This window comes from Candidatus Termitispirillum reticulitermitis, assembly GCF_054655775.1.
The window spans coordinates 15,927-37,823 of record NZ_BAAIHG010000001.1; the positions used below are offsets into that span (position 1 = coordinate 15,927).

The following is a 21,897-nucleotide window of genomic DNA, read 5'->3' on the forward strand; positions in this document are numbered from 1 at the left end:
TTATATCCCCTTTGCTTTTTGTAAATCAGTCAATACTTTGAGGCAGTCAACGCCCATATAGATGAAATCATCTACACCAGCATCTTTATATGCCTTTTCTAAGGTAGCGTCAGCAGGTTTGCCAGCAAGGAAAACCTTAGCGCCGCTAGCCTTAGCCTTTACAGCCTTAGCTATAGCAGGAACATTTTCAGGATATAGCTTATCGCTTGAGCATATAACAACTACATCAGGCTTAGCCTTGCCAGCTTCATCAGCTAACTTATCAGCAGCATCAAAGCCATCGTTAGAAACCACCTCAAACGCACCTACTTCAAAGAAACTGCGACTGAAGTCTGCACGACCCTTGTGCTGAGGTATCGGACCAAAGTTGCCCAAGAATACCTTAACGTTTTTGCTCTTGTTAGCTGCAGTCTTTTCACGAAGCTTTTCAAATACTTCAGTGCGACGACTAGCATTCAGCTTAGCAACCTTAGCAGGTGAACCATTGCCCTTTAGAGCTGCAACTATTTCGCCTGTAGATGCGCCAGCCTCAGCAGCCTTGATAGCAGCATCAACAACGCTAGCATCAGTGCCAGCTTTCAGTGAAGACGCAGCACCGCTCTTGCGATTAGCAGCTACAGCCTTCTTGATAGCGGCAACATCAACTGGTTTTTCAGGAGCTAACGGCTTTTCAGCTAGATTTACATAGTTGTTATTACCAACTACAACATCACTGCGGTTAGCAAGTTTCTTTTCACGAGCAGCCAGCACCTTAGCGACGTCAGCTTGTGGAGTCCCTTTTTCAAGAGCCTTCACCATACCACCATCTGCATCAATCTTGCCGAGCAGTTCCCATGCGCGTTTTGCTAGGTCTTCAGTAATTGATTCTATGTAGTAAGAGCCACCTGCTGGGTCAATAGGTTGAACCAGTCCGCACTCTTCACGTAACAATATCTGAACGTTGCGCGCTATACGGCGAGAGAAATCATCACCGCGACGAACAGCTTCATCAAACGTGCCTACGTGCATGCTGTTTGCACCGCCGACAACGCCAGAGAAAGCTTCTGTCGTAGAACGGAGCATATTTACATGGTAGTCATAAACGGTCTTAGTGAAATGAGCGGTCTTTACGTGAATATTAGCAGCAACTTCGGCACCGCTTTCGCCGTAAGCCGTTACTACTTCGTTCCAAAGGATGCGAGCTGCACGAATCTTCGCTATTTCCATAAACAGGTTAGAACCTATAGAAAAAGCAAGTTGTAAGTGCTTAGCAACAACCTTAAAGGACACTCCGCGCTTGCCTAGCTGTTCAATATATTCAACAGCAGTAGCCATAGCATAAGCAAGCTCTTGGACAGCGTTAGCACCAGCGTTATTGTAAGACGAGGTGTCAACTACAATAGTTTTGAGAGCTGGAGCATTCTTTTCTGCCCAATTAGTAGTTGCAGCTAGTTGGTCATACAAAGAATCCAGTGAAGCTGGCACTTCGCCGTATTTAGCTAGTGTGCCGACAGGGTCAGCACCTATAACGCCACTAAGTTTAGCCTTAGCAGCAACGGCAAACGCAATAAAGGGAAGAGCACTCACGCCCGCATCAACACGGAACGGAGTATTAGCATCAACGCCATCAAGGATAGTCTTAACATCCTTTAGGGTGCTGACTGACACGCCCTTGCTACCCACTTGCCCATCAGGTGCCTTATCAGGGTCAGTAGCCAAACGTGAAGCGCAGTCTAGGCGCAAGCCAACAGCTTGCAAGCCGCGCGGCAGTTCAGACTTTAACGCCTTATTTACCTCAGCAGCAGTAGCTTGGTCGCACTCCTGAGCCACCACCCATGGATTGGTGATGTAGCCACCGACACTAACAGCTCGGACGTAAGGCGCATCGCCTGGCAGAGCACCAGCAAAAGCACTATTCTTGACGTCTTCCGCGTTGTAGATAGGCTTAAGCGTGATTTCTTCATAGGTTTTAGTCAACAGTTTTTTGTCAAACACACTGTCTTCAACCGTCGCCTCGCCTTTTGGTGCGAGGGCTTTCTTGGCAGCGGCTTTCCACTCATCATAGGTGGGAGCCTTAAATTCATTAAACAGAGCCATCTATACCTCCTTATAAATTGCAAATGCAACACTGTTCTAGTTTATCACAAAAAAGAAACAAAAAAAACAAAAAAATAAAAAAACCTTAAAAAACTATGCTCTTATTTTTATTGTATCACTAGGTTATGCCGAAAGCAAAGATAAACAGGAAGTATCAAGAACAGGCTTGGTAAAAAAAATGGTGGAAGGTGGGGGACGTTTGCAAGCAATAAACGGGTGTTGTATTGACAATGCTACAAGCTAAGCATATAATATTGCATAATAGAGGTATGATATGCTTAGCATTGAGACGATACAAGACAATATAAACCAGCTTGTTGACAAGTATAATGTCAAGCGCATTCATCTGTTTGGCTCTTATGCCAACGGCAATGCAACTGACAGCTCAGACGTTGACCTATTAGTTGAGTTCAATGTGGCTGTGCCCTCAATAGGTGCGGTGTTGGGTTTCGGAGAGGAGTTGAAAAGCAAGCTACAAAATGATGTTGACGTGGTTAGCTTGCCTCTAGTAAATCCTAGTGCGCTACAAATAGCTCGGACGATAACCCTATATGATAGACCGTGATAAGACGCATTTAGACAGAATGAATGTTGAAGTGGTGTTCATCAAGAACGCCATAGCTCCTCACTCGTTTGACACATTCATTATGGATGATATTCTTCAACGTGCTGTTTGTATGTCGTTGATAAACATTGGGGAGTGTGCTAGCCACCTATCCCTTGAATTCAGAAATAAACACACGGAACTTAACTGGTTTCAAATAATAGGTGTTCGTAACATAGCCGCACACGGCTATTGGCAACTCAACATGGAACAGATATGGCAAGAAGTCACTAAAGACATCCCCGAACTTGAAACGTTCTTGAACGGGCTACTATGACAAAATGACATCGTTGTGTGGTATAGCACGATAAGTCCCCGTGAGGGAGGGCATATCCTTTCCCATACACATAACGGTTATAGGCGTCTATCACTATCACTAACGAGACAAACCTTATGCTATTTGTATTCTGTCACCCAGACGAGTAACTTGCCAGTCTGAGGGTCTTGCCAGAATGAACGCACAATAACATTCAACACTACGCCACTGACTGTGAGTGATATTTTAGAGTCTATACTGCCACTACTAGCACCAGATGCATTTTGACTGCTAGTAATAACCTGTGTTGAGTCAACCTTAACGCCCTTTTGCATAGCAAGGTTCTCTATGGCACGCGCCATTGCCAGCTTCCGCTGTGCACTAATCCCGTCTATATGTGTGCCAGACTCGCCTACTGCTCCAAGCACCCCGTCTGCAGACGGTGCCCAAAACCAATACGGTTTGCCGTTCACTAGCTTGTCCGTCCCCTGTTCAGTTGCATTTTGCCCCGTTAGAGCACCAATTTGCGAACAAGCTACCAGTGTAAATATTGCTAATAGAGCAATATGTTTTAACATTGTCATAGATAGTATTCTATCACTTCTTTATATATGGTCAAGTGAAAAACCAAACAAAAAAAGAGCCCCTATGAGTTGCCTCACAACGGCTCTTTAGTTTATAGCTAATTCCTAAGAGAAATCTAACTTCTAGAACTTAGGCGCGCTAACCTTTGGAGCTTCAGCCTTAGGTGCAGCAACCTTTGGAGCTTCAGCCTTAGGTGCAGTAACCTTTGGAGCTTCAGCCTTAGGTGCAGTAACCTTTGGAGCTTCAGCCTTAGGTGCAGCAACTTTAGGTGTGGCAGGCAGGTCAGCAGCGAACGCTGTAGTAGCAACCACAAACAATGACACAATCGCAACTAGTAGAAAATTCTTCATAAGAATTACCTCAATATTTATATTTGTCGCAAAACCTAACTATCTCGCTTTAGAACGGCGAACCAAGCTGCCAATCTTTACATTTTCTAACTGCTTAGCATCGCCACTTATGGTTGCCCAGGTAGACGAATCACTGCCGAACTCGGATGCTGTAAGCGTTATCTTCGTGGGAGTAGGGCTGCAAGTCTTTCTGCCAGTTCTAGCGTCTGTAGTTACGTCAAGAGAAATCAGCTGGAACTTATCCCCTTTAGAGATGCCGTCTTTCTTGCCCACACCGATAAGTGCCATCTTTTTGCCACCACGTATTTCGTTTATGTAAGACGTAGTGCCAAATGTATCGTTAAAGAAAGCAACTGCTTTATTTAGCCCCGCTTCCATAGCCTTTTTAGACGCATCTATCATCTGGTCGGTGGTAAATACCTTCAATTCACCTACATGTGCTGTGCCTTTGCTCTTGTAGGTAGCGGTTACCTGACCTGTGCTGACATCTATCACGCTGATAGTCATTTGGGTTTCAACATTCCAGCCAGCCTGCGTTGCATTGTATGCCATAACTCCAACATTAGCAATCATAGATAGAGTGTCTTGTTTGCCGTCTTTGCCTACAAAACTAGCATTGCTCTTTTCAGTGTACTTTGAGTTGATGTAGTCAACAGAGCCAGTTACTATATATTGTGCGCCTAGTAGCCCACCCATGCTAACCATAGTATTGGGGTCAGCCATTGCCATTTGAAACTGTTGTTCTTTCAACACCGATGAAAGCCTGTTACGTGACACCACTGCTACGCTACCTAGCTTTGTAACGGTAGATTCCACTGCGCCTTGTGCAAATTCGCCAAGCATGGGGGTGATAACCTTTGATACTGAATCAAAAGATTCATTCTTTTCAGCACCGATATAAGTTGCACGTCCACTAGAAGCTACTCCTACCCTAGAGTTGCTTTGAGCACTAACTTTCGTTTCCTGCCCGCCCTGTGTAGCGGTGTTGTTAGCAAACTCAACGACAGCCACAATAGGCTTTGTGCGTTGATACAACGATTGACATTCGCTAGGAACGCTAAAAGTCACCTTATCAGTAGCTATCGGAGCAATCGTGCTTGGGTCAGTAGCTCCGCACGCCACCAACGTCAGGGCAGCTAACGGAACCAACAAAAACTTTTTGTAACTAGAACACTTCATAAATATCCTCCAAAAAATAATAAGGTATTATTATACTACCCCCCCCCCCCATTTGTCAACATTATTTATTTTTGTCACATTATTTATTTAGGACAATACCTATCGCCTCTAATAAATTTTCTGCTCTATAGTCGGGCTGGCGTGCCCAACCGCTACTCTTCAGTCTATATTCACCTGCACCGTATCCTGTGTTGAGCATTATAGTCCTGCAGTTCATCTTAAAGCCTGTTTGAATATCGCCGTATTTATCCCCGACCATAGTCATTCTAGTCGTATCTATCGGCAGTTCCGCTATAGCCTGTTCTAGCATACCAGTATCAGGCTTGCGGCAACGACACACCATTCGGTATTGCTCTATTTTAGCATCTGGGTCGTGCGGGCAATAGTATATGGCATCCACACGTGCCCCGCCCCTAGCGAGTCTTGTTTTCATCTCGCCATGTAGCTCATGCATCACCTCTTCAGTATAGAAACCCTTTGCTATGCCAGATTGGTTCGTCACTACAACGGCTAAATATCCGTGTGTATTCAACATCCTAATGGCTTGTGCCGCAAAGGGGTATAAAATAAAATTATCAGCATGGTTTATGTAGCCGCCATCTACGTTGATAGTGCCGTCTCTATCTATAAACACTACAGGTTTCTTCATGCCCATAATGTCAGCTCCTCAATATATCTAACGCTTTCTCGTGCAATGCTCTGCCACGTGTAGCTACTACGTTGCCCGTAAAGTTATAAAGCGTAATCTCTCCGCCGTCCCAGTCAGTAATAAAGCCGCCCGCACCTTTTACCACAGGGAGCACTGCGGCAAGGTCATATATTTTCAAATCGGCCTCTACAATAATATCAATATGCCCATTAGCAAGCAACCCGTAAGAATAGCCGTCCCCGCTAAAACTGGTGACCCCAGCAAAGGAGCGGAGCTTATTAAACTTTTCTAGCTGGCTACCCTCATCAAACATCAGTGGAGTGGTGCAACTCAGCCTAATAACGCCGTTAATATCAGCCTCGCCCGCCTTACAAGTTGTTCCGTTAAATACCGCTCCCGCACCAACATTTACACAAATGTCGTCAGCGAACCAACGCTCCTTTAATATAGGCTGTGATATCAGCCCCATATATGGTGCGCCGTTTTTCATTAAAGCCACTAGCGTGACAAAGGTCGGCTTGCCACAGGCAAAGGCTGACGTGCCGTCTATTGGGTCTATCACCCATGTATAGAGTTCACCGCCGTTAGAAACATCAGCGTCCTTGATGCCACGTTCCTCGCCTACTATAGAATGCTCTGGGAAATGTGTTTCAATATATGCTCTGAGCGTCGTTTCAATCTCAACATCAGCTTTTGTAACTAGAGGGGAGCGTCCACCCTTTAACCCCATACCATATAGCTCGTCTTTGCGAAAATATTTTATGGCAATCTCGCCCGCCATGTCCGCAAGCTTTTCAAGTGCAGCCCTATGTGTCAAGTTCAAAGTTTTGATTTTCCCTTGCGCAATACTTTTTTAACCTCATCTACTTGCTCTTTGCGGAATACTTTGTTGGCATTACCATAGGCAAAATTGAACGTGTCCTGCAAACTGCCACTTATAACACCAGAATCAACAGCCTTCTTTATGCTATTCCCGTCTGCCATAAATGATGATATAGCTACCAGTATGCTACCAGCATATACTGCACCTATGACAACACCTGTTATCCCGCCTACAATCCTACTGAAAAACCCTATTGGCAGTGCTCGCCTACCCGAAACTGGGAAGACAATGAACAGCTGACAGATAGATGATGCCAACATAAATATAATCACCAAAAATCCCTTTTCTACGTGGACATCGTGCTCAAAACCAATCTCCGATACAATATTACTTATATATGGCAGTAATAAATATGCAATACCCAGCGAAATCAGCACTACTACAAGACGTACCAACTCACCCAATAGTCCACGCCTTAAACCTAACAACAGATAAATGATAAGTGCACCTGCACAAACAATGTCAACAATATGATTCACGATTTCTACCCTACCCTAATAATTCTTTTAGCTTTGTGCTTACTGTTTTCCCATCAGCACGACCATCAACTTTAGCCAATACTTTTTTCATCAACTCGCTGAAACTATTCTTCGGGTCAGTACCCCCCAGTTCAGCTATAGCCGCTTTAATAATCTCTAACAGTTCACCGTCGCCTAGCTGCTCAGGCACATACTTTTTCAGAGCATCTATATACTGCTGTTCTTTATCAGCAAGGTCTTGACGGTTATTTTTAACGTAAATCTCAATAGCTTCTTTATTCTTTTTGATAATAGACTGCACTGTGCGGACAACATCGGCATCCTCAAAGGTTTTCATAGTATTGATTTCGGCGTTCTTAATCTCTGCCTTTAGCATACGCACCGCCTCCAGAGCGAACGTTGCCTTGCTTCTCATGTAGCTCTTCATATCTTCGTTGATAATATCTTTTAACATCATTCACTTTACCCCTAATTATTATTTATGTATATTAACGGCTCATTATCTCCGCCATTCTGAGTAGCGATTTGTCTAATGGCTTTGTATTAGAGAGCACTTCGCTTATAGGCACAGGCACAATCTTGCCACTCTGCCAGCCCGTCATCACCCCGTGAGTGCCTTCCATTAGAAGCTCCACTGCAGACAGCCCCATCCTCGTGGCTAGCAGTCTATCATAGTGAGTCGGAGAGCCACCACGCTGTAAATGCCCTAGCACCGTTATGCGCGTATCAAAGCCACCTATCAGCTCAAATGCTTTGCCAAAGTCATAAGCGGAACCCGCGCCTTCAGCCACTATTACAACACTGCGCGAACGCCCCTCGTCGTAGCGTTTCTTTATCTTTTTAATAATATCATCAAGGTTGAACGGCACCTCTGGTATCAACACCGCCTCAGCACCGCACGTTACAGCCGTAGTAATAGCCAGATAACCACAATGCCTGCCCATTACCTCTACTATAAATGTTCTGTCGTGCGAGCTAGCCGTATCATTCAACATATCAACACTACGGACTATTGTATTCAAGGCGGTGTCCACGCCGACCGCTAAATCGGTGCCATATATATCGTTATCAATAGAGCCGGGTATTCCTATCACAGGAATGTTGTAGTCCTCAAACAACACTTTTGCTCCCGTGAGCGAACCATCGCCACCTACAACTACTATGCCGTCAAGATTATTTTTACTGATATTGTCAAGAGCAATTCTCTGCCCCTCTTTAGTCTTAAACTCTAAACAGCGCGCACTGCGCAACACAGTGCCACCACGTTGTAATAGATTGGAGGCATCTTTGCTCTCAAGCGGTCTGATATGCCCATCAATAAGCCCTCTGTAACCAGCCTCAATTCCGAACGGGGTGATGCCGTTATAAAGGCACGTCCGAACAAAGCTGCGGACAACAGCATTCATACCGGGGCAGTCGCCCCCGCTGGTGAGAATACCTATATTTTTCATATTCTATAACGCCCCCGCTATCAAGCAAACATAGACATAACACATTTTTGGTATGTCTGTCAAATGATTTGTTGCAACTAGACCAACCACAATTTACTCCCCCTCAGGTGGGTGTTACCGCTGTTTTCACTAAAGCGGGCGACGGGTCTCGAACCCGCTACCTACAGCTTGGGAAGCTGTCGCTCTACCAGGTGAGCTACGCCCGCATAAGACTTTCCACAATAATACATCTTCATAACTGTGTCAACAATTTTTTACTTACTAATTCCTGTTTTTGTAATACTATCTTGGTCTACGTCAGACGGCAAGCTAAACAGAGAATATAAGGACAATGTGGTTGACTATCGCCGACACCTTGTAGTATAATATATATGTTATGAACGCAAATAAAGAATTGATAGCTATTACCACCCCCCCCCCCCCCCGCAAACTCAATGCTGGAGCTTATTTTCAGGATTTAGTTCTGATATTCAACGAATTGTAGCGGCTCTGCAAGATGATATTTCTAAAACATTATTCTGGGGCAGGTTAGAAAGCCTGCTGGTCGGCAATAATGGACCATTCTACAGGGCACTTATGCATTCATATAGCAATTTACTAGGTGATGCGCTAATATCAGCAATTAGAGATAATGCCGTTTCTAATCTAGTCTTTCATATATCTAACCCTGAAAATTTTTGGCGCATAGAGCCACTTTCTAAATCTATGCAATATCTAGGTGTTAATTCTGTAGCTTTCTGTTTAGGGCAAAACAAGCTAGAAGACAGTAAATATAAACTACCTAACGTATCCATTGTCTCTGAGCAGGACTTAAAAGCAAGCGATGGCGATTTTACGTTTGTATCTGATGATGAGAGGGGCTTAAACTTGCTTGCCTTGCGAGTGAAGCACATCATAAAGAACAAAACTAGGGTTATACCACCAAACAAAGACTTGCCTAATCAATATTTTGAAACAGATATATTTGAACCTTGTCCCAACGAAATATTTGTAGATGGCGGTAGCCTTGATATGTCTAATAGTATAAGTTTTACTAAATGGTGTAATAACAACTATAAGTTGATATATGCGTTTGAGCCTGATGCTAACTCATATCAAAAATGCATAGATTTAGCTGGCAAAGACGAGCGTTTAGCGGGTAGATGTCAGGTATATAACGCTGGCTTATGGGATAAAAAGGAAACAATATCGTTTTCGTCTAACCTAGGCACAGGCTCATATATAAACGACCTTGGGGATAGCAAGATAGACGCCGTGCCACTTGATGAAATACTAGACGGCAAACCCGTCACGTTTGTGAAACTAGATGTTGAAGGGGCAGAGGTAAGGGCGTTAGCTGGTATGGCACAAACTATTCGCAAATATAGACCAAAACTAGCTGTCAGCATATACCATAAACCAGACGATTGTCTTGCTATCCCGCTATATATACTCAACCTGATACCTAGCTACAATTTCTACATACGCCACTACAGAACAGACCTGTTAGAGACTGTCCTATACTGCATATAAATTGGTCAGCAGAACCTAGTGTTAGCGTCCAGCAAATGAGCATAGCACTCGGCTTACATAGCCGAGCAGGTGAAGTCAACGTTACGTAGCAGTGCAACTAACTGGCAGCTGATTTCGCCTCTTCTGCCGCTTTCTTCATACTTTTGGTATTTTTGCATTTAGGGTAGCCACTACATGCTAGGAATGGTCCTCTAGCACTGCGCCTCACTACCATCTGCTTGCCGCATTTTTCGCAGACACCCATCTGTTCAACTTTCTTTTTATCTTGCAGTATGAACTTTCCGTCATCATCCGCCTCCACGCTAGCGGTGAACTTGCAGTCGGGATAGTTAGCACAGGCAGCAAACACACCGCGTTTGCCAGATTTCAGCACCACATCTCCGCCACATTGCGGACATTTATCGCCTACCTTTTCCCCCACCTCTATTACATGGAGCTTGCCGTTGGGGAGCTTTATATGGCTCTTAATGTTCTTACACTCTGGATAGCCACTGCACGCCAGCATCTCACCAAATCGTGTCCGTTTCAGCACCATATCGGCACCGCATTTCTCACATTTAATACCAGTTTGTTCAGCTGGTTTCTTTGCTACCAGCGTTATATTGCCATCCTCGCCACGCGAATAGTCTGATGTGAACGAGCACTCAGGGTAGCCTGTGCAGGCTATAAACTGTCCCATCTTGCCGTATTTTACAGCCAGCTCCTTGCCACAGGTAGGGCATTTAATGTTAGGAACGCGCAAATCAGCCTGCAAATCGGTCTCCGCCTTAGCAAGCTCATCAGAAAAACTGCCGTAGTAGAAATCTTTCAGCAGTTTCAACCACTTTTCATCCCCCGCCTCCACCTTGTCAAGCCCCGCCTCCATATCAGCGGTGAACTTGGTGTCAAATATATGTGTGAAGTTCTGCAGTAATAGCTTCAACACCGTCCTGCCAAGCTCGGTAGGAAATATGCGCTTCTCCTTCATCTCAACGTATTCACGCTCAACTATGGTTGATATGATAGATGCGTATGTTGAAGGTCTGCCGATAGCCTTTTGTTCCAGTATTCGCACTAGGCTCGCCTCAGTAAATCGTGGTGGCGGTGTGGTAAAGTGCTGTTTTTTATCATAAGTTTGTTGTTTCAAGCCATCGTTCTTATCTACGTTCAATAATGCTCTAGTCTCTTCATCGGCAGAGTCATCGTCCAGCCCCTCAGTGTATAGGGTAGTATAGCCTGCAAACTTCAGCACCCTGCCACTTGTCCTAAACCCATAGTCGCCATTGTTTATCAGCACAGTGGTTTGTTCGTATAGGGCATCAGCCATCTGACTAGCCATAAACCGTTCCCAGATTAGCTTATATAGCTTATATTGTTCAGGTGTCAGATATTTCTGGATACTGGCGGGCGTTCTAGTAGGTGACGTGGGGCGGACAGCTTCGTGTGCATCCTGCACATTAGCTTTAGCCGCTTTTTTTGTCTTTCTGCCACCGAGATAGTCTTTGCCATAAGTAGTTTCAATGTAAGCAGCCGCAGCCTGCTCCGCCTCCGGCGATATGCGGGTGGAATCCGTCCTCATATAGGTGATAAGCCCTTGACTGCCCTCACTGCCAAGCTGCACCCCCTCATAGAGCTGCTGAGCAATAGACATCACGCGTTTAGCACTAGCAGATAATTTGCGGATAGCCTCCTGTTGCAGCCTTGCAGTGATGAAAGGCTCTGGGGCACTGGATTTCACATTTTTCTTCTCTATATCATCAATGGCAAAACCATCACTAGAAAGGGATGCGAGCACTTTGTCGGTCTCTTTTTCGTTCTTCAGCTCTAGTTTTTTACCTTTATGCTTATCAAGCATAGCTTTCAAGTTGCCTTTCAGTTTGCCTTTGACATCAAATACTTGAAAATCAGCCTCTACAGTCCACGATTCAACAGGCACAAACTTTTCTATCTCCATCTCCCGCTCGCAGACCAGACGCAGGGCTACTGACTGAACACGCCCAGCTGATAGCCCGTATTTAAGGGGTTTCCACAGCAGTCTGCTGACCTTATAGCCCACAAGCCTATCTAATATACGGCGCGATTGCTGAGCATTAACGCGATTCATATCAAGCTCACCTGGGTTTGCAACAGCGTCTTTAATTCCTTGTTTGGTGATTTCGTTGAAACGGACGCGCTGTATATTTTTATTTTTTGTCTTTATCTGTTCTTGAATATGCCATGCTATAGCCTCCCCTTCGCGGTCGGGGTCAGATGCGATAAATACGGCATCTGCCGTGCCAGCGGCTTGTTTAAGCTTTTTCACTACCTGCTCTTTGCCGGGCATTACCTCGTATGTAGGGGCAAAGTCATTCTCTATATCAACACCAAGACCTTTTTCTGGCAGGTCAACGATATGCCCGACACTGGCAAGCACTTCGTAATCTTTGCCGAGATAGCCTCCAATAGTTTTAGCCTTTGCAGGCGATTCCACAATAATCAGATTTTTTGACATAACCCACCCTTATTCATCTCCCCAAGAAAAGTATTAGTTATATTGGCACTTGTCAAGAGGTATTTATTATAGCTGATATTTCCGTTGACAACGTTTGTCGGCTGTTGTATCCTTTTTTGCAAATAAGGAGATTTTTATGGCGATAGAGTTAAACGAAAATAATTTTTCAGACGAGGTTTTGAAGTCAACCACCCCTGTGCTAGTGGATTTTTGGGCTACTTGGTGTATGCCGTGCAAGATGTTAGCTCCTACCATAGATGCAGTTAACGATGCCTACGCTGACAAGCTGAAAGTTTGCAAGCTGGATGTTGATAAAGCACAGAATGTAGCCTCCAAATATGGGATTATGAGCATACCCGCAGTTCTGTTATTTGTGAAAGGCGAGGTTGCTGAGCAGCTTGTCGGCACCCAGCCCAAAGCTGTCTTTGATGATATGCTTAAAAAGTATATAAAATAGATGTCAATGGCTGAAACACAACAGACAGACCACTCGCGTATGACGGATGTTCTTAAAGAACTGAAATCGGTAATCGGCAATACTTTTGGCGAGGTGTCGGCTGGTGGCGGACAATCCCTTGAAAATGCTTTTGGTTTTTCTGTGCCAGAACAAGACCTTACACTGGTTAAAGAACAGTTGCGTCTAACGGAATACCTGCTGCAGATAAGGACGTTGAAGCTCAACGAATTGACGGATAAGACAGCAATCCAAGAGTCATCATTATCAGGGCTGATTGAATTATTTGTTTCCTTCTGTGGTGGCGAACTTCGTATCCAGCAACTTTTAGATAGCGTTGCCTCTATGATGTCCTCAAAGGTAGCGTTCTGGTTAGAACGCGATGACAACGTCCAAATGTATTCATCAGGGCTGACGGAAAGAGAAACCGAAAGCATTATAAATAGAGTGCTTGAGTATGGCGAAGCAAATGGTTGCTTGACGTTTAACGACAAATGCGGATGTGTGCTTGTGTTCAGCAGGAAAACCCCTGATGACAAATTTACTGACTATGAACGCAAGTTTGGGGAACAGCTATCGAAGATAGTGTTTTCTGCAACACCTGTTATATAATACTATGAATAGGCTCAAAATCTGGCTATTGGCAGCTCGTCCGCGTACGTTGACTGCCTCTGTCAGCCCTGTAGTCGTGGCTTGGGCACTGGCTTTTAAGGCGGGCAGTTTCCATATAATCCCTGCATTGTTCTGTATGCTTGTAGCAATGTTCGCGCAAATCGCAGCTAACTTTGCCAACGATTATTTTGATTATAAGAGCGGAGCAGATGGTGCTGGCAGAACAGGACCGAAACGAGCGGTTGCCTCTGGCTGGGTGACTCCCGCTGCTATGATGAGGGCTGTATTTATCAGCCTGTCTATAACGGCAGTTTGCGGGCTAGGGGCGATATTATACAATGGCGACTACAGACTGATAGCATTAGGTATCGTTATAGGCGTATGCGTTATAGCATACTCCGCTGGTCCGTATCCATTCGCTTACCATGGGTTAGGTGATGTCGCTGTGTTGCTATTTTATGGCATAGTTCCCGTGTGCTTTACCTACTACGTGCTGGCGGGAGAGTTTCGTTTAATAGTTTGCCTACTCTCCGTTGCTGTGGGGCTGTTGAGTGTAAATATATTGCTCGTTAATAACTACCGTGACTATACAGAGGATAGCGTCAGTGGCAAACGCACTACCATTGTAATATTTGGACGCAGTTTCGGCAGATATTTTTACTTATTCAATTGCACTTCAACGTTAGTTCTTACGTTAGCTGCCCTGCGAGAGCTGGAGATATTGCCCCTTGTGCTCTTTTCCGCTGGATTCATAGCTATGTCTGCGCACACGTACTACGGACTGAATGTGAAAGACGCTCAAGCACTTAATACCGTGCTGGGGCACACCGCACGAAATGCACTACTCTATGCAGTGGCAGTGTCAGCACTGCTTGCTAATATGTCATATATAGCATTTCAGTTGTCGCACTAGAGAAAAGCGCGCATTACCTGCCTACCACCCTTGCCAATGCATAAGCTATCAAGTTTGCCATAACTATGCTTGCCCCAGTAGGGATAGAAAATAGTAGTGAACCGAGCAACCCAGCTAGCAGACAGACAACTGACACCGTTGCGGCACATATAATTGTGCAACGAAATGTGCTGAATATACGCATAGCGGTGATTGCAGGGAATACCAGCAGGCTTGACATCAGCATTGCCCCCATAATACGCATACCCACCACCACCACAAGTGCCGTCAAGGCAGCTAAAAGCGTCCTATATCTATCAGTATTGACTCCTATCGCACGAGCAAAGCTCTCGTCAAAGGTAATCGCAAAGATTTTATTGTAAAAGACAACATACAGCACCAGCACTAACAGTGCTATACCTACACCAAGATAAACGTCAGATTTGCTGACCGCCAGTATTGAGCCGAATAGGTAGCCGCCCACGTCCGCATTGAAACCCTGTGTACACGATACCACAATAATACCTATTGCCAGCGCACTGCTAGACAGGATTGCAATAGCCGCATCCCCCTTTAGCCTGCCACACTCGCCTAGCTTTAAGAGCACATAGGCAGCGAGTAGCGTCAAAGGGATTGCAACATATAGCGGGACAAGGTTCAGTGCCATAGCAACTGCCAACGCACCGAACCCCACGTGGGACAATCCATCGCCTATCATAGAGTATCTTTTTAAGACTAGACTTACGCCAAGCAGTGCCGCACATATAGACATAAGCGTGCCAACCAGTAGCGCACGAACAACAAAGCTATATTGAAAGAGTTCAACTATGTTATACATGGATACACGCCACAAGTTTTTTATATATGTCAGTCTCTACATAGTCAGCCGTTTTGCCAAAAAAAAGTGGCGATTTATGCATGTGCAATATCTTGTTAGCGCAGCGCACAGCACTGACCACGTCGTGTGAAATCATCACAATAGTAAGCTTGCGCTCTTTGTTGAGCTTGTCAAGCAACATCTGCAGTTCGCCTGTCATAATAGGGTCAAGTCCCGCCACAGGTTCATCTAGCATTAACACTCGTTCGCTGGCACACAATGCCCTAGCTAATAACACACGTTGTTTCTGCCCACCTGATAGATTTCGGTAAGGCTCGTCAGCAAGCTCATCTACCTGCAAGTATGCCAAGTTCTCACGCACCTGCGCTCTGTCCTCATCTGTGTAGAACGACAAAACCCCCTGCCTGTTAAGTCGCCCCGATAGGACAATCTCAAACACGCTGGCAGGAAAATCTCGCTGTGCTGGGGTACGCTGTGGCAGATAGCCTATCTGTGAGCGTTGCAAGCATGTCAACCTAACACAGCCGTCTGCAAGATTTACAATGCCTAATAAACCTTTCATTAGGGTGCTTTTGCCCGAACCATTCTCTCCGATTATGCATAGGTAGTCCCCTGCATCTACCGACAAGTTGACGTTTGATACGGCAATACGCCCGTCATAGGTGATAGATACATCCTCTGCAACGATTATGCTATTTGCTGAAAAAGCGTCCAAAGTTGACCTCTAACTGCTCTGATAGTTTGTCTAGTTTAACGTCTTTGCGGGTTGCCACGTATTCTGCCGTTTTCACTATATACGCAGGTTCGTTCTGCCCGCCACGATATGGGATTGGTGCTAAATACGGAGAATCCGTCTCTATAAACAGCCTGTCAAGTGGCACAATATCAAGGCTGTCTTGTATCAACGTTGCTTTCTTATACGTCAAATTGCCCGCATAAGAGAAAAATACATTGTCCCTGCCCAGCCCCCAATCAAGTAGCAGTTTATCGCCTGAAAAGCAGTGAAATAATATCTTGTGCCACTTATCGGGTAGCACATTATCAAGTATTTTAATGGTGTCCTCTGATGCATCCCTAGTATGTATTACTAATGGCAGATTTACTGATAAAGCAATATCAATCATCACAGCAAATACACTCTGCTGAATGTCTTTAGGTGATATATTACGATAGTAATCAAGTCCCACTTCGCCTATTGCCAACGTCTTGCTAGACTTTGCCATACGCTCAAATTCAACTATTTGAGCCGCCTTAAAGTCCGCCGCATCGTGCGGATGCACTCCAACTGCCACAACGATATTATCATAGTGCGGATTATTCGCTAGCTCAAACGCCCGCCTGCTGTCGGCTATATCTGTGCCTATAGTGATAAATCGCTTTACGCCAGCCGCCCTCGCCCTAGCCAATATGCCACCAATATCAGTGGCAAGTGGTGCGCTGTGTATATGGCAGTGAGTATCAGTCCACATTATCTCTTACCTGTCATTTCTTACTGCCAACAACGTCTTTCACTGTATCTATGACTGATTTCACGTTCACACTCCCGCCGTCTTTAATAGCAACCTCTCCCGTCTGCGTGATATGGAAGAAATGCTGTGCGGTTAGGTCTATCCCCGCTTCAATGAATACATCTTGCATATTCTGAAACAGCTCCGAATATACGGCGGGCAGTATGTCAACGCACTTTGTAGCAGCATTCAGCTGATAGGTGGCGTAAAAGTCCTCTAACCCCAGCTGCTGAACCCACGGTTCTGGCGTCTTTTCTATATATTTTGCACGTTTAGCCGCCTCAACCAGCAACTTATGAATCTGTCGCCATGGCACAGCATAGCCCATAGTCATATTTACGTAGATTATCATAGAACCATCTGCCTCTATAGCTTTGTTGTAGTTGATAGAGCTTGATGAAACGAGCATCGTATTAGGCATTGTAATATGTTCATTCTTGTGTGTTACAATGCGCGTCACCATAGTAGACTTCTCCACAACAAAACCTATCACATCGCCTACCTTAATTCTATCTCCCACCTTGAATGGACGCATATAGGTAATGACAAGCCCCGCAACAATATTGCCGATTGCCGATGATGAGCCTAACGAAAATAGTAAGCCTGCGAATATTGACACACCCTTAAATGCGGCAGATTCAGAACCCGGCAGATATGGATATATAATTGCCGCCAGAAATGCATATAAAATGTATTTTAAGAGCGTGTAAGTCGGCTTTGCCCAGTCAGGGTAGAACCCGCCTAGAACAAGTCGCCCTTTTGCTATCTCTTCTGATATGAACTCCATCCCGCGCAGAACATATCTGGCAATAAACACAATGACAGCAATGGTGAATAGATTTGGTATGTAAAATATAAAACTGAAAAATATAGTCTCAATAGGATTAAACACATAACCCCACAGCGTAACCGCTAGGCTACGTGTTATCGGGAATATACCGAATATCAGCGGTATAGTGAGGAATAGAAAAATCGCAATAGCTAAATAATGCACACCTCTCAGTGCTATCAGTGCTATATTTGTAATTTGGTGAGTGTTTAGCAACTGATAGTGCTTCACTCTGATTGGCTTAAAGCGAGCTGCTCCAAATGCAGGCAGTAGTCGGAACAGCTTGCCGAACAGCTTATTTATCTGCTTGATTGCAAATATCTGTATGGCTATAACTAACGCCAACAGCAACAGCCGTTGAACAATCGCCATAACAGCATCTATTGAAAAGGCATCTATAATGCTGGATATTGACATTTTGTCCGTTGTCGCTTGTGCGGCAGTGCTTACATTATCAGTAACCACACCCGCCGAAACATTGTCAGCAGTCAACTTAACTCCCCAAGCATTTACATAGCTTGCGTTGTCCGCAACGTTTGCACCCATACACACCCTTTGTACAAAACCCCGCCACCCAGCGTGGTTGTTACATGCCTTGTGACTTTTTCTCTAATACCTAACGAATAGTATTACTACTATTGCAACAAACAGCTTTTCATTCAACACTTTAGCACCTCCAGTGCGCATTAAAAGCCAAACAAGACTTTTAACAGGGCAAGGATAGTAGCCAGTTTTCTTCAGCTTTGCCGTATTTCTCCACGTCTTCGTTAGTCTATTGTGGCATCTACACGGCAATAAAGCAATACTTTTTATTAAAGAGCTACAGAATAGCATTGTTATGTGATTTAATGTTGGAAGCAGAAATGAAGTAGTCGTATTGACAATGCCATAAACTAGACATATAATGTTGCGTAATAGAGGTATGAGGGGGTGGAGCATGACAACTGTCCTAAAGATTAACGGAATGAGCTGTGAGCACTGCGTTGCACACGTAAAAGAGGCACTGGAAGGTATCGCTGGGGTGAGGTCGGCAAGTGTCAGCCTAGAGAAGAACAATGCAACCGTTGAGCATGCCGAAAACGCCACACTGGACGCGATGAAAGTAGCAGTAGAGGATGCGGGCTACGATATTGTCTAGCAAAAATGTCTGAATCTATAGAGTTTTTAAGCACCAGCAAGAAAATGAGTCGCCTCGTTGCCCAGCTGGAACAGGTGGCACAAACAGACGTATCTGTCCTAATAACTGGGGAGCGTGGCACTGGCAAAAATGCCTGTGCCCGATTGCTTCACGAAAAGAGTAGCAGGGCTAACGACGAGGCTGGTTTTGTTATAGTGGTGGCTGCTAATATCAGCGAAGACGGGTTTAGAGATGCCCTAGCCTTACAGCGTAGTGGCACGCTATATGTGGACGAGGTAGCGGAGCTGTTGCCAGAAAATCAAAATCTACTATTAGGACATTTGTCTGGGTCGGGTGGCATCCCTTTCAGACTGATAGCGTCTCACACGGGCAGAGCAGAACATCTGGCGCGGGATAAACGATTTGCCTCTGAACTTTACAATCTGCTAAGTGTTTCAAAGATACGACTAATCCCCCTAAGGGAGCGCAAGGACGACGTGCCGCTCCTAATATCAGCGTTTATGAATAAATATAACACGGAATCCAGTGCCAACAAAAAGCTGTCAGATGAGGCGATGAGAATGTTGCTAGAATGTTCATGGCCGGGCAATATATATGAGTTAGAAAGTGCTGTTCAATATGCTTTTCAGCGTTCACGCACTGCTCTGATAATGCCACAGAGCCTGCCGTTGTGGGTGTCTGTGCCTAGCTATCAATCTAAAAGCGGGGAAAACCTGAGCGAAGAGCTTTTCCGCATAGCCAGTGAGTTTATGAGCGTTGCAGAACAGGTGAAAACGTTTAATGTGTATGATAGCTATAAGGAGCTAGTATTCCCGCCGTTGTTGCGGGCGGCGATGTCAATCACTAACGGCAATATATCTCGCGCAGCCACCCTGCTAGGCATTACCCGAAATACATTCAAAAAACTGGTAAAGGGGGTTAAAGGGGAAGTAGGACAAGCTCGTTGAGCTATATAATGCCATATCAGGTGCGCATTACAACGTCTCAGACGGTGTTATAATCAACACCCTAAAGAACGTCTTGTTTAACTGAATGTTAATAAAGGACATAATGGCAAGGTATTAAAAGCAAGCGGAACACTTGGGGACTATGCAGAGTTCATAGAGGTAGTTAAACGGGAGACAAAGGGTATAAATAGTAGGGACAAGGGTGCATTAGCGGAGGCAATGGAAAGGGCGATAAGGGAATGTATAAGTAAGGGGATATTGAAGGATTTTTTAGTTGATAATTCAACGGAGGTAATGAACATGTTGACAGAAGAGTTTGACCTCAACGTAGCACAACAAGTTTGGCTAGAAGAAGGCGTTGAAATAGGCTTTGAGCGGGGACGCGAAAGAGAGAGACAGGAAATGTCGCACAGGCTCTTGTCGCTTATGAACAGCGGAGATATGCAGTCTGTAAAGACTATGCTTGAAAACATCTCTAAGTCTGACAAAACAACAACAAGAACATAAAAGGGTTGATGGGCTTATTGTCTATTGAGGCAGAACAGCCATCATTTTAATTGCAGTTCTTCTAAAGCAGTTATACAGTTATCAATCTCTCCGCCATTATTCCAGTTCATTATTTCAGCTTCAGTGAGTGGAATTTCTGTTTTGTTAGGCTTTACGCATACTCCTTTTATAGCCTCATCATTTTTGTATGTAAATTTGAACTTCGTTTGTCCGTTAGGATAGTAGAGTTTATATAGTCCCTCTCTCTTACCGTTTATATATGTGAGCTCCCCATCTAGTTTTCCATCTTCGTCATAACTTTTTGCCAGCCCCGACCTGATATAGGTTTCTGTTGTATTATCCAAGATATGTGGAATAGTCCATGAAAGCTTACCACTATCGTGATATTGATACTCTATTGCAGCCAAGTATCCCTCAACTGACACAGAATAGTTTGAATGCTTAAACACAAGACGGTCATTAGCATCATATATGTTATAACCTTTCTTTATTCCATTGACAAATTCTTCTTTATCCTTCTCCCCATCCGAAAGGTAGCCATATCCTGTGCCATATTCCGTGCCATTACGTTTTCCTTTTACTAGAGGTACTTCCCATTGTAATGGCTTACTAGTATCGTTGTCTGTATATCTGACAAGTTTGCCATTACCTGTAAATAGGTTGCCGTCTTTGTCAATTAGGTCTATCCTACTTTTATCTTTCCAAAACAGGTCTTTGTATATTACGTATGTAGCGTCTTCTGCATTTACGTATTGGCAGAACACAGCAGTGAATAATATCAAAATGATAAATGCTCGTAGTTTTTTCATAATAACCCTCCTTATTAGGTTGTTTTTAATTTCTAACCAATCTTTCTAGTGTGGCGGAACAGCCATTATTTTAATTGCAGTGCTTCTAAAGCAGTTATACAGCCACCAATAGGTTCACCATTATTCCAGTTCATTATTTCAGCTTCAGTGAGTGGAATTTCTGTTTTGTTAGGCTTCACGCATACTCCTTTTATAGCCTCATCATTTTTGTATGTAAGTTTGAACTTCGTTTGTCCGTTAGAATAGTAGAGTTTATATAATCCCTCTATCTTACCATTTACATATGTGTACTCCCCCTGTAGTTTTCCATCTTCGTAATATCTTTTTGCTAGTCCCGACCCGATATAGGTTTTTGTTGTATTGTCCAAAATACGTGGAACAACATTTGAGAGCTTACCACTATCGTGATAAGAATAACTCATTGCAGCCAAGTATTGCCCAACTGACACAGAATAGTTTGAACTCTTAAACACAAGACGGTCTTGAGAGTCATATATGCTATTACCTTTCCCTATTCCATTGACAAATTCTTCTTTACCCTTACGCCCATTCGAATAATATAAATATCTTGTGCCATTACGTTTTCCATTTGCTAGAGGCACCTCCCATTTTGATATTATACTGGATTCATTGTCTGTATGATACACAAGTTTGCCATTACCTGTAAACAGGTTGCCGTCTTTGTCAATTAGGTCTATCCTACCTTTCCAAAACAGGTCTTTGCCTATTACGTATGTAGCGTCTTCTGCATTTACGTATTGGCAGAACACAGCAATAAATAATACCAAAAACGACAACATTTTTTTCATGGTGACTCTCCTTATATAGAATTCCAATCATAGTTGGATAATTCAATGTATACACCGTTG

25 protein-coding genes and 1 tRNA gene are annotated in these 21,897 nt (G+C 44.3%); 9 read left to right on the forward strand and 17 right to left on the reverse strand.

The genetic code is table 11. The features are described 5' to 3' along the window. Positions 1–2,076 carry a methylmalonyl-CoA mutase family protein gene (locus tag AC1MDJ_RS00080; protein ID WP_479688912.1) on the reverse strand — a complete coding sequence of 692 codons (2,076 nt, stop codon included), beginning with the start codon at positions 2,074–2,076 and terminating at the stop codon, positions 1–3. 274 nt (positions 2,077–2,350) lie between these two features. Between AC1MDJ_RS00080 and AC1MDJ_RS00085 the strand changes: the two genes are divergently transcribed. Together AC1MDJ_RS00085 and AC1MDJ_RS00090 are read left to right on the forward strand one after the other, a co-directional pair. Continuing rightward, positions 2,351–2,641, forward strand: a complete 291-nt coding sequence (locus AC1MDJ_RS00085; RefSeq protein WP_479688913.1) for a nucleotidyltransferase family protein — start codon at positions 2,351–2,353, stop codon at positions 2,639–2,641. Next, on the forward strand, positions 2,628–2,957 hold the full coding sequence (locus AC1MDJ_RS00090) for a HepT-like ribonuclease domain-containing protein (RefSeq protein ID WP_479688914.1): 330 nt from the start codon (positions 2,628–2,630) through the stop codon (positions 2,955–2,957). Before AC1MDJ_RS00085 ends, AC1MDJ_RS00090 begins: the two co-directional genes overlap by 14 nt. A 119-nt stretch (positions 2,958–3,076) precedes the next feature. On the opposite strand, the gene AC1MDJ_RS00095 is transcribed toward AC1MDJ_RS00090, so the two are convergent. The 9 genes from AC1MDJ_RS00095 to AC1MDJ_RS00135 form a co-directional block, all read right to left on the reverse strand. Continuing rightward, positions 3,077–3,520, reverse strand: a complete 444-nt coding sequence (locus AC1MDJ_RS00095) for a hypothetical protein (RefSeq protein ID WP_479688915.1) — start codon at positions 3,518–3,520, stop codon at positions 3,077–3,079. A gap of 123 nt (positions 3,521–3,643) precedes the next feature. Then, positions 3,644–3,871, reverse strand: a complete 228-nt coding sequence (locus AC1MDJ_RS00100) for a hypothetical protein (RefSeq protein WP_479688916.1) — start codon at positions 3,869–3,871, stop codon at positions 3,644–3,646. Positions 3,872–3,910: 39 nt separating this feature from the next. Continuing rightward, entirely contained in the window at positions 3,911–5,050 is a 1,140-nt protein-coding gene (locus tag AC1MDJ_RS00105; RefSeq protein ID WP_479688917.1) for a CsgG/HfaB family protein, read from the reverse strand. Between the two features lie 79 nt (positions 5,051–5,129). Then, positions 5,130–5,705 carry a D-glycero-alpha-D-manno-heptose-1,7-bisphosphate 7-phosphatase gene (locus AC1MDJ_RS00110; RefSeq protein ID WP_479688918.1) on the reverse strand — a complete coding sequence of 192 codons (576 nt, stop codon included), beginning with the start codon at positions 5,703–5,705 and terminating at the stop codon, positions 5,130–5,132. A 4-nt stretch (positions 5,706–5,709) separates the two neighbouring features. Next, positions 5,710–6,522, reverse strand: a complete 813-nt coding sequence (locus AC1MDJ_RS00115) for an inositol monophosphatase family protein (protein ID WP_479688919.1) — start codon at positions 6,520–6,522, stop codon at positions 5,710–5,712. Continuing rightward, on the reverse strand, positions 6,519–7,061 hold the full coding sequence (locus AC1MDJ_RS00120) for a CvpA family protein (protein WP_479688920.1): 543 nt from the start codon (positions 7,059–7,061) through the stop codon (positions 6,519–6,521). Before AC1MDJ_RS00120 ends, AC1MDJ_RS00115 begins: the two co-directional genes overlap by 4 nt. Before the next feature lie 10 nt (positions 7,062–7,071). Further along, a complete protein-coding gene (locus AC1MDJ_RS00125; protein ID WP_479688921.1) occupies positions 7,072–7,518 on the reverse strand; it encodes a GatB/YqeY domain-containing protein in 447 nt (148 codons plus the stop codon). Between the two features lie 31 nt (positions 7,519–7,549). Then, a complete protein-coding gene (pfkA, locus tag AC1MDJ_RS00130; RefSeq protein ID WP_479688922.1) occupies positions 7,550–8,512 on the reverse strand; it encodes a 6-phosphofructokinase in 963 nt (320 codons plus the stop codon). 133 nt (positions 8,513–8,645) lie between these two features. Further along, a tRNA-Gly gene (locus tag AC1MDJ_RS00135) sits at positions 8,646–8,718 on the reverse strand. Positions 8,719–9,088: 370 nt separating this feature from the next. Here AC1MDJ_RS00135 and AC1MDJ_RS00140 point away from each other — a divergent pair. After that, positions 9,089–10,024 carry an FkbM family methyltransferase gene (locus AC1MDJ_RS00140; RefSeq protein ID WP_479688923.1) on the forward strand — a complete coding sequence of 312 codons (936 nt, stop codon included), beginning with the start codon at positions 9,089–9,091 and terminating at the stop codon, positions 10,022–10,024. 97 nt (positions 10,025–10,121) lie between these two features. On the opposite strand, the gene topA is transcribed toward AC1MDJ_RS00140, so the two are convergent. Continuing rightward, entirely contained in the window at positions 10,122–12,494 is a 2,373-nt protein-coding gene (gene topA, locus AC1MDJ_RS00145; RefSeq protein WP_479688924.1) for a type I DNA topoisomerase, read from the reverse strand. A gap of 136 nt (positions 12,495–12,630) precedes the next feature. Between topA and trxA the strand changes: the two genes are divergently transcribed. Genes trxA through menA form a run of 3 tightly spaced genes read left to right on the forward strand, consistent with a single transcriptional unit; the run spans position 12,631 to position 14,473 of the window. Continuing rightward, positions 12,631–12,951, forward strand: coding sequence for a thioredoxin (trxA, locus tag AC1MDJ_RS00150; protein ID WP_479688925.1), 321 nt, complete (start codon positions 12,631–12,633; stop codon positions 12,949–12,951). A 6-nt stretch (positions 12,952–12,957) separates the two neighbouring features. Next, positions 12,958–13,560 (forward strand): hypothetical protein, encoded by a 603-nt coding sequence (locus AC1MDJ_RS00155; RefSeq protein ID WP_479688926.1) that lies wholly within the window; start codon positions 12,958–12,960, stop codon positions 13,558–13,560. 4 nt (positions 13,561–13,564) lie between these two features. Then, complete coding sequence (menA, locus tag AC1MDJ_RS00160) at positions 13,565–14,473, forward strand: 1,4-dihydroxy-2-naphthoate octaprenyltransferase (RefSeq protein ID WP_479688927.1); 909 nt, start codon at positions 13,565–13,567, stop codon at positions 14,471–14,473. Positions 14,474–14,486: 13 nt separating this feature from the next. On the opposite strand, the gene AC1MDJ_RS00165 is transcribed toward menA, so the two are convergent. The 4 genes from AC1MDJ_RS00165 to AC1MDJ_RS00180 are packed head-to-tail and all read right to left on the reverse strand — an operon-like array spanning position 14,487 to position 18,173. After that, entirely contained in the window at positions 14,487–15,290 is an 804-nt protein-coding gene (locus AC1MDJ_RS00165; protein ID WP_479688928.1) for a metal ABC transporter permease, read from the reverse strand. Beyond that, positions 15,283–16,005, reverse strand: a complete 723-nt coding sequence (locus tag AC1MDJ_RS00170) for a metal ABC transporter ATP-binding protein (RefSeq protein ID WP_479688929.1) — start codon at positions 16,003–16,005, stop codon at positions 15,283–15,285. The genes AC1MDJ_RS00165 and AC1MDJ_RS00170 overlap by 8 nt, the downstream gene beginning before the upstream one ends. After that, positions 15,983–16,759 carry a TatD family hydrolase gene (locus AC1MDJ_RS00175; RefSeq protein ID WP_479688930.1) on the reverse strand — a complete coding sequence of 259 codons (777 nt, stop codon included), beginning with the start codon at positions 16,757–16,759 and terminating at the stop codon, positions 15,983–15,985. Before AC1MDJ_RS00175 ends, AC1MDJ_RS00170 begins: the two co-directional genes overlap by 23 nt. Before the next feature lie 13 nt (positions 16,760–16,772). Continuing rightward, positions 16,773–18,173 carry a mechanosensitive ion channel family protein gene (locus tag AC1MDJ_RS00180; protein ID WP_479688931.1) on the reverse strand — a complete coding sequence of 467 codons (1,401 nt, stop codon included), beginning with the start codon at positions 18,171–18,173 and terminating at the stop codon, positions 16,773–16,775. 391 nt (positions 18,174–18,564) lie between these two features. Between AC1MDJ_RS00180 and AC1MDJ_RS00185 the strand changes: the two genes are divergently transcribed. From AC1MDJ_RS00185 to AC1MDJ_RS00195, 3 genes are all read left to right on the forward strand, one after another. Continuing rightward, positions 18,565–18,765, forward strand: coding sequence for a heavy-metal-associated domain-containing protein (locus AC1MDJ_RS00185; protein WP_479688932.1), 201 nt, complete (start codon positions 18,565–18,567; stop codon positions 18,763–18,765). 5 nt (positions 18,766–18,770) lie between these two features. After that, entirely contained in the window at positions 18,771–19,712 is a 942-nt protein-coding gene (locus AC1MDJ_RS00190) for a sigma-54-dependent transcriptional regulator (RefSeq protein ID WP_479688933.1), read from the forward strand. A 219-nt stretch (positions 19,713–19,931) separates the two neighbouring features. Then, positions 19,932–20,219 (forward strand): hypothetical protein, encoded by a 288-nt coding sequence (locus AC1MDJ_RS00195; RefSeq protein WP_479688934.1) that lies wholly within the window; start codon positions 19,932–19,934, stop codon positions 20,217–20,219. A gap of 41 nt (positions 20,220–20,260) precedes the next feature. Here the strand turns inward: AC1MDJ_RS00195 and AC1MDJ_RS00200 are convergent, their stop codons facing one another. Both AC1MDJ_RS00200 and AC1MDJ_RS00205 read right to left on the reverse strand, forming a co-directional pair. Further along, the gene (locus AC1MDJ_RS00200; protein WP_479688935.1) at positions 20,261–21,028 is read right to left on the reverse strand and encodes a toxin-antitoxin system YwqK family antitoxin; all 768 of its coding nucleotides are present in this window, start codon (positions 21,026–21,028) and stop codon (positions 20,261–20,263) included. A gap of 65 nt (positions 21,029–21,093) precedes the next feature. Then, positions 21,094–21,837 carry a toxin-antitoxin system YwqK family antitoxin gene (locus AC1MDJ_RS00205; protein WP_479688936.1) on the reverse strand — a complete coding sequence of 248 codons (744 nt, stop codon included), beginning with the start codon at positions 21,835–21,837 and terminating at the stop codon, positions 21,094–21,096. Between the last annotated feature and the right edge of the window lie 60 nt (positions 21,838–21,897).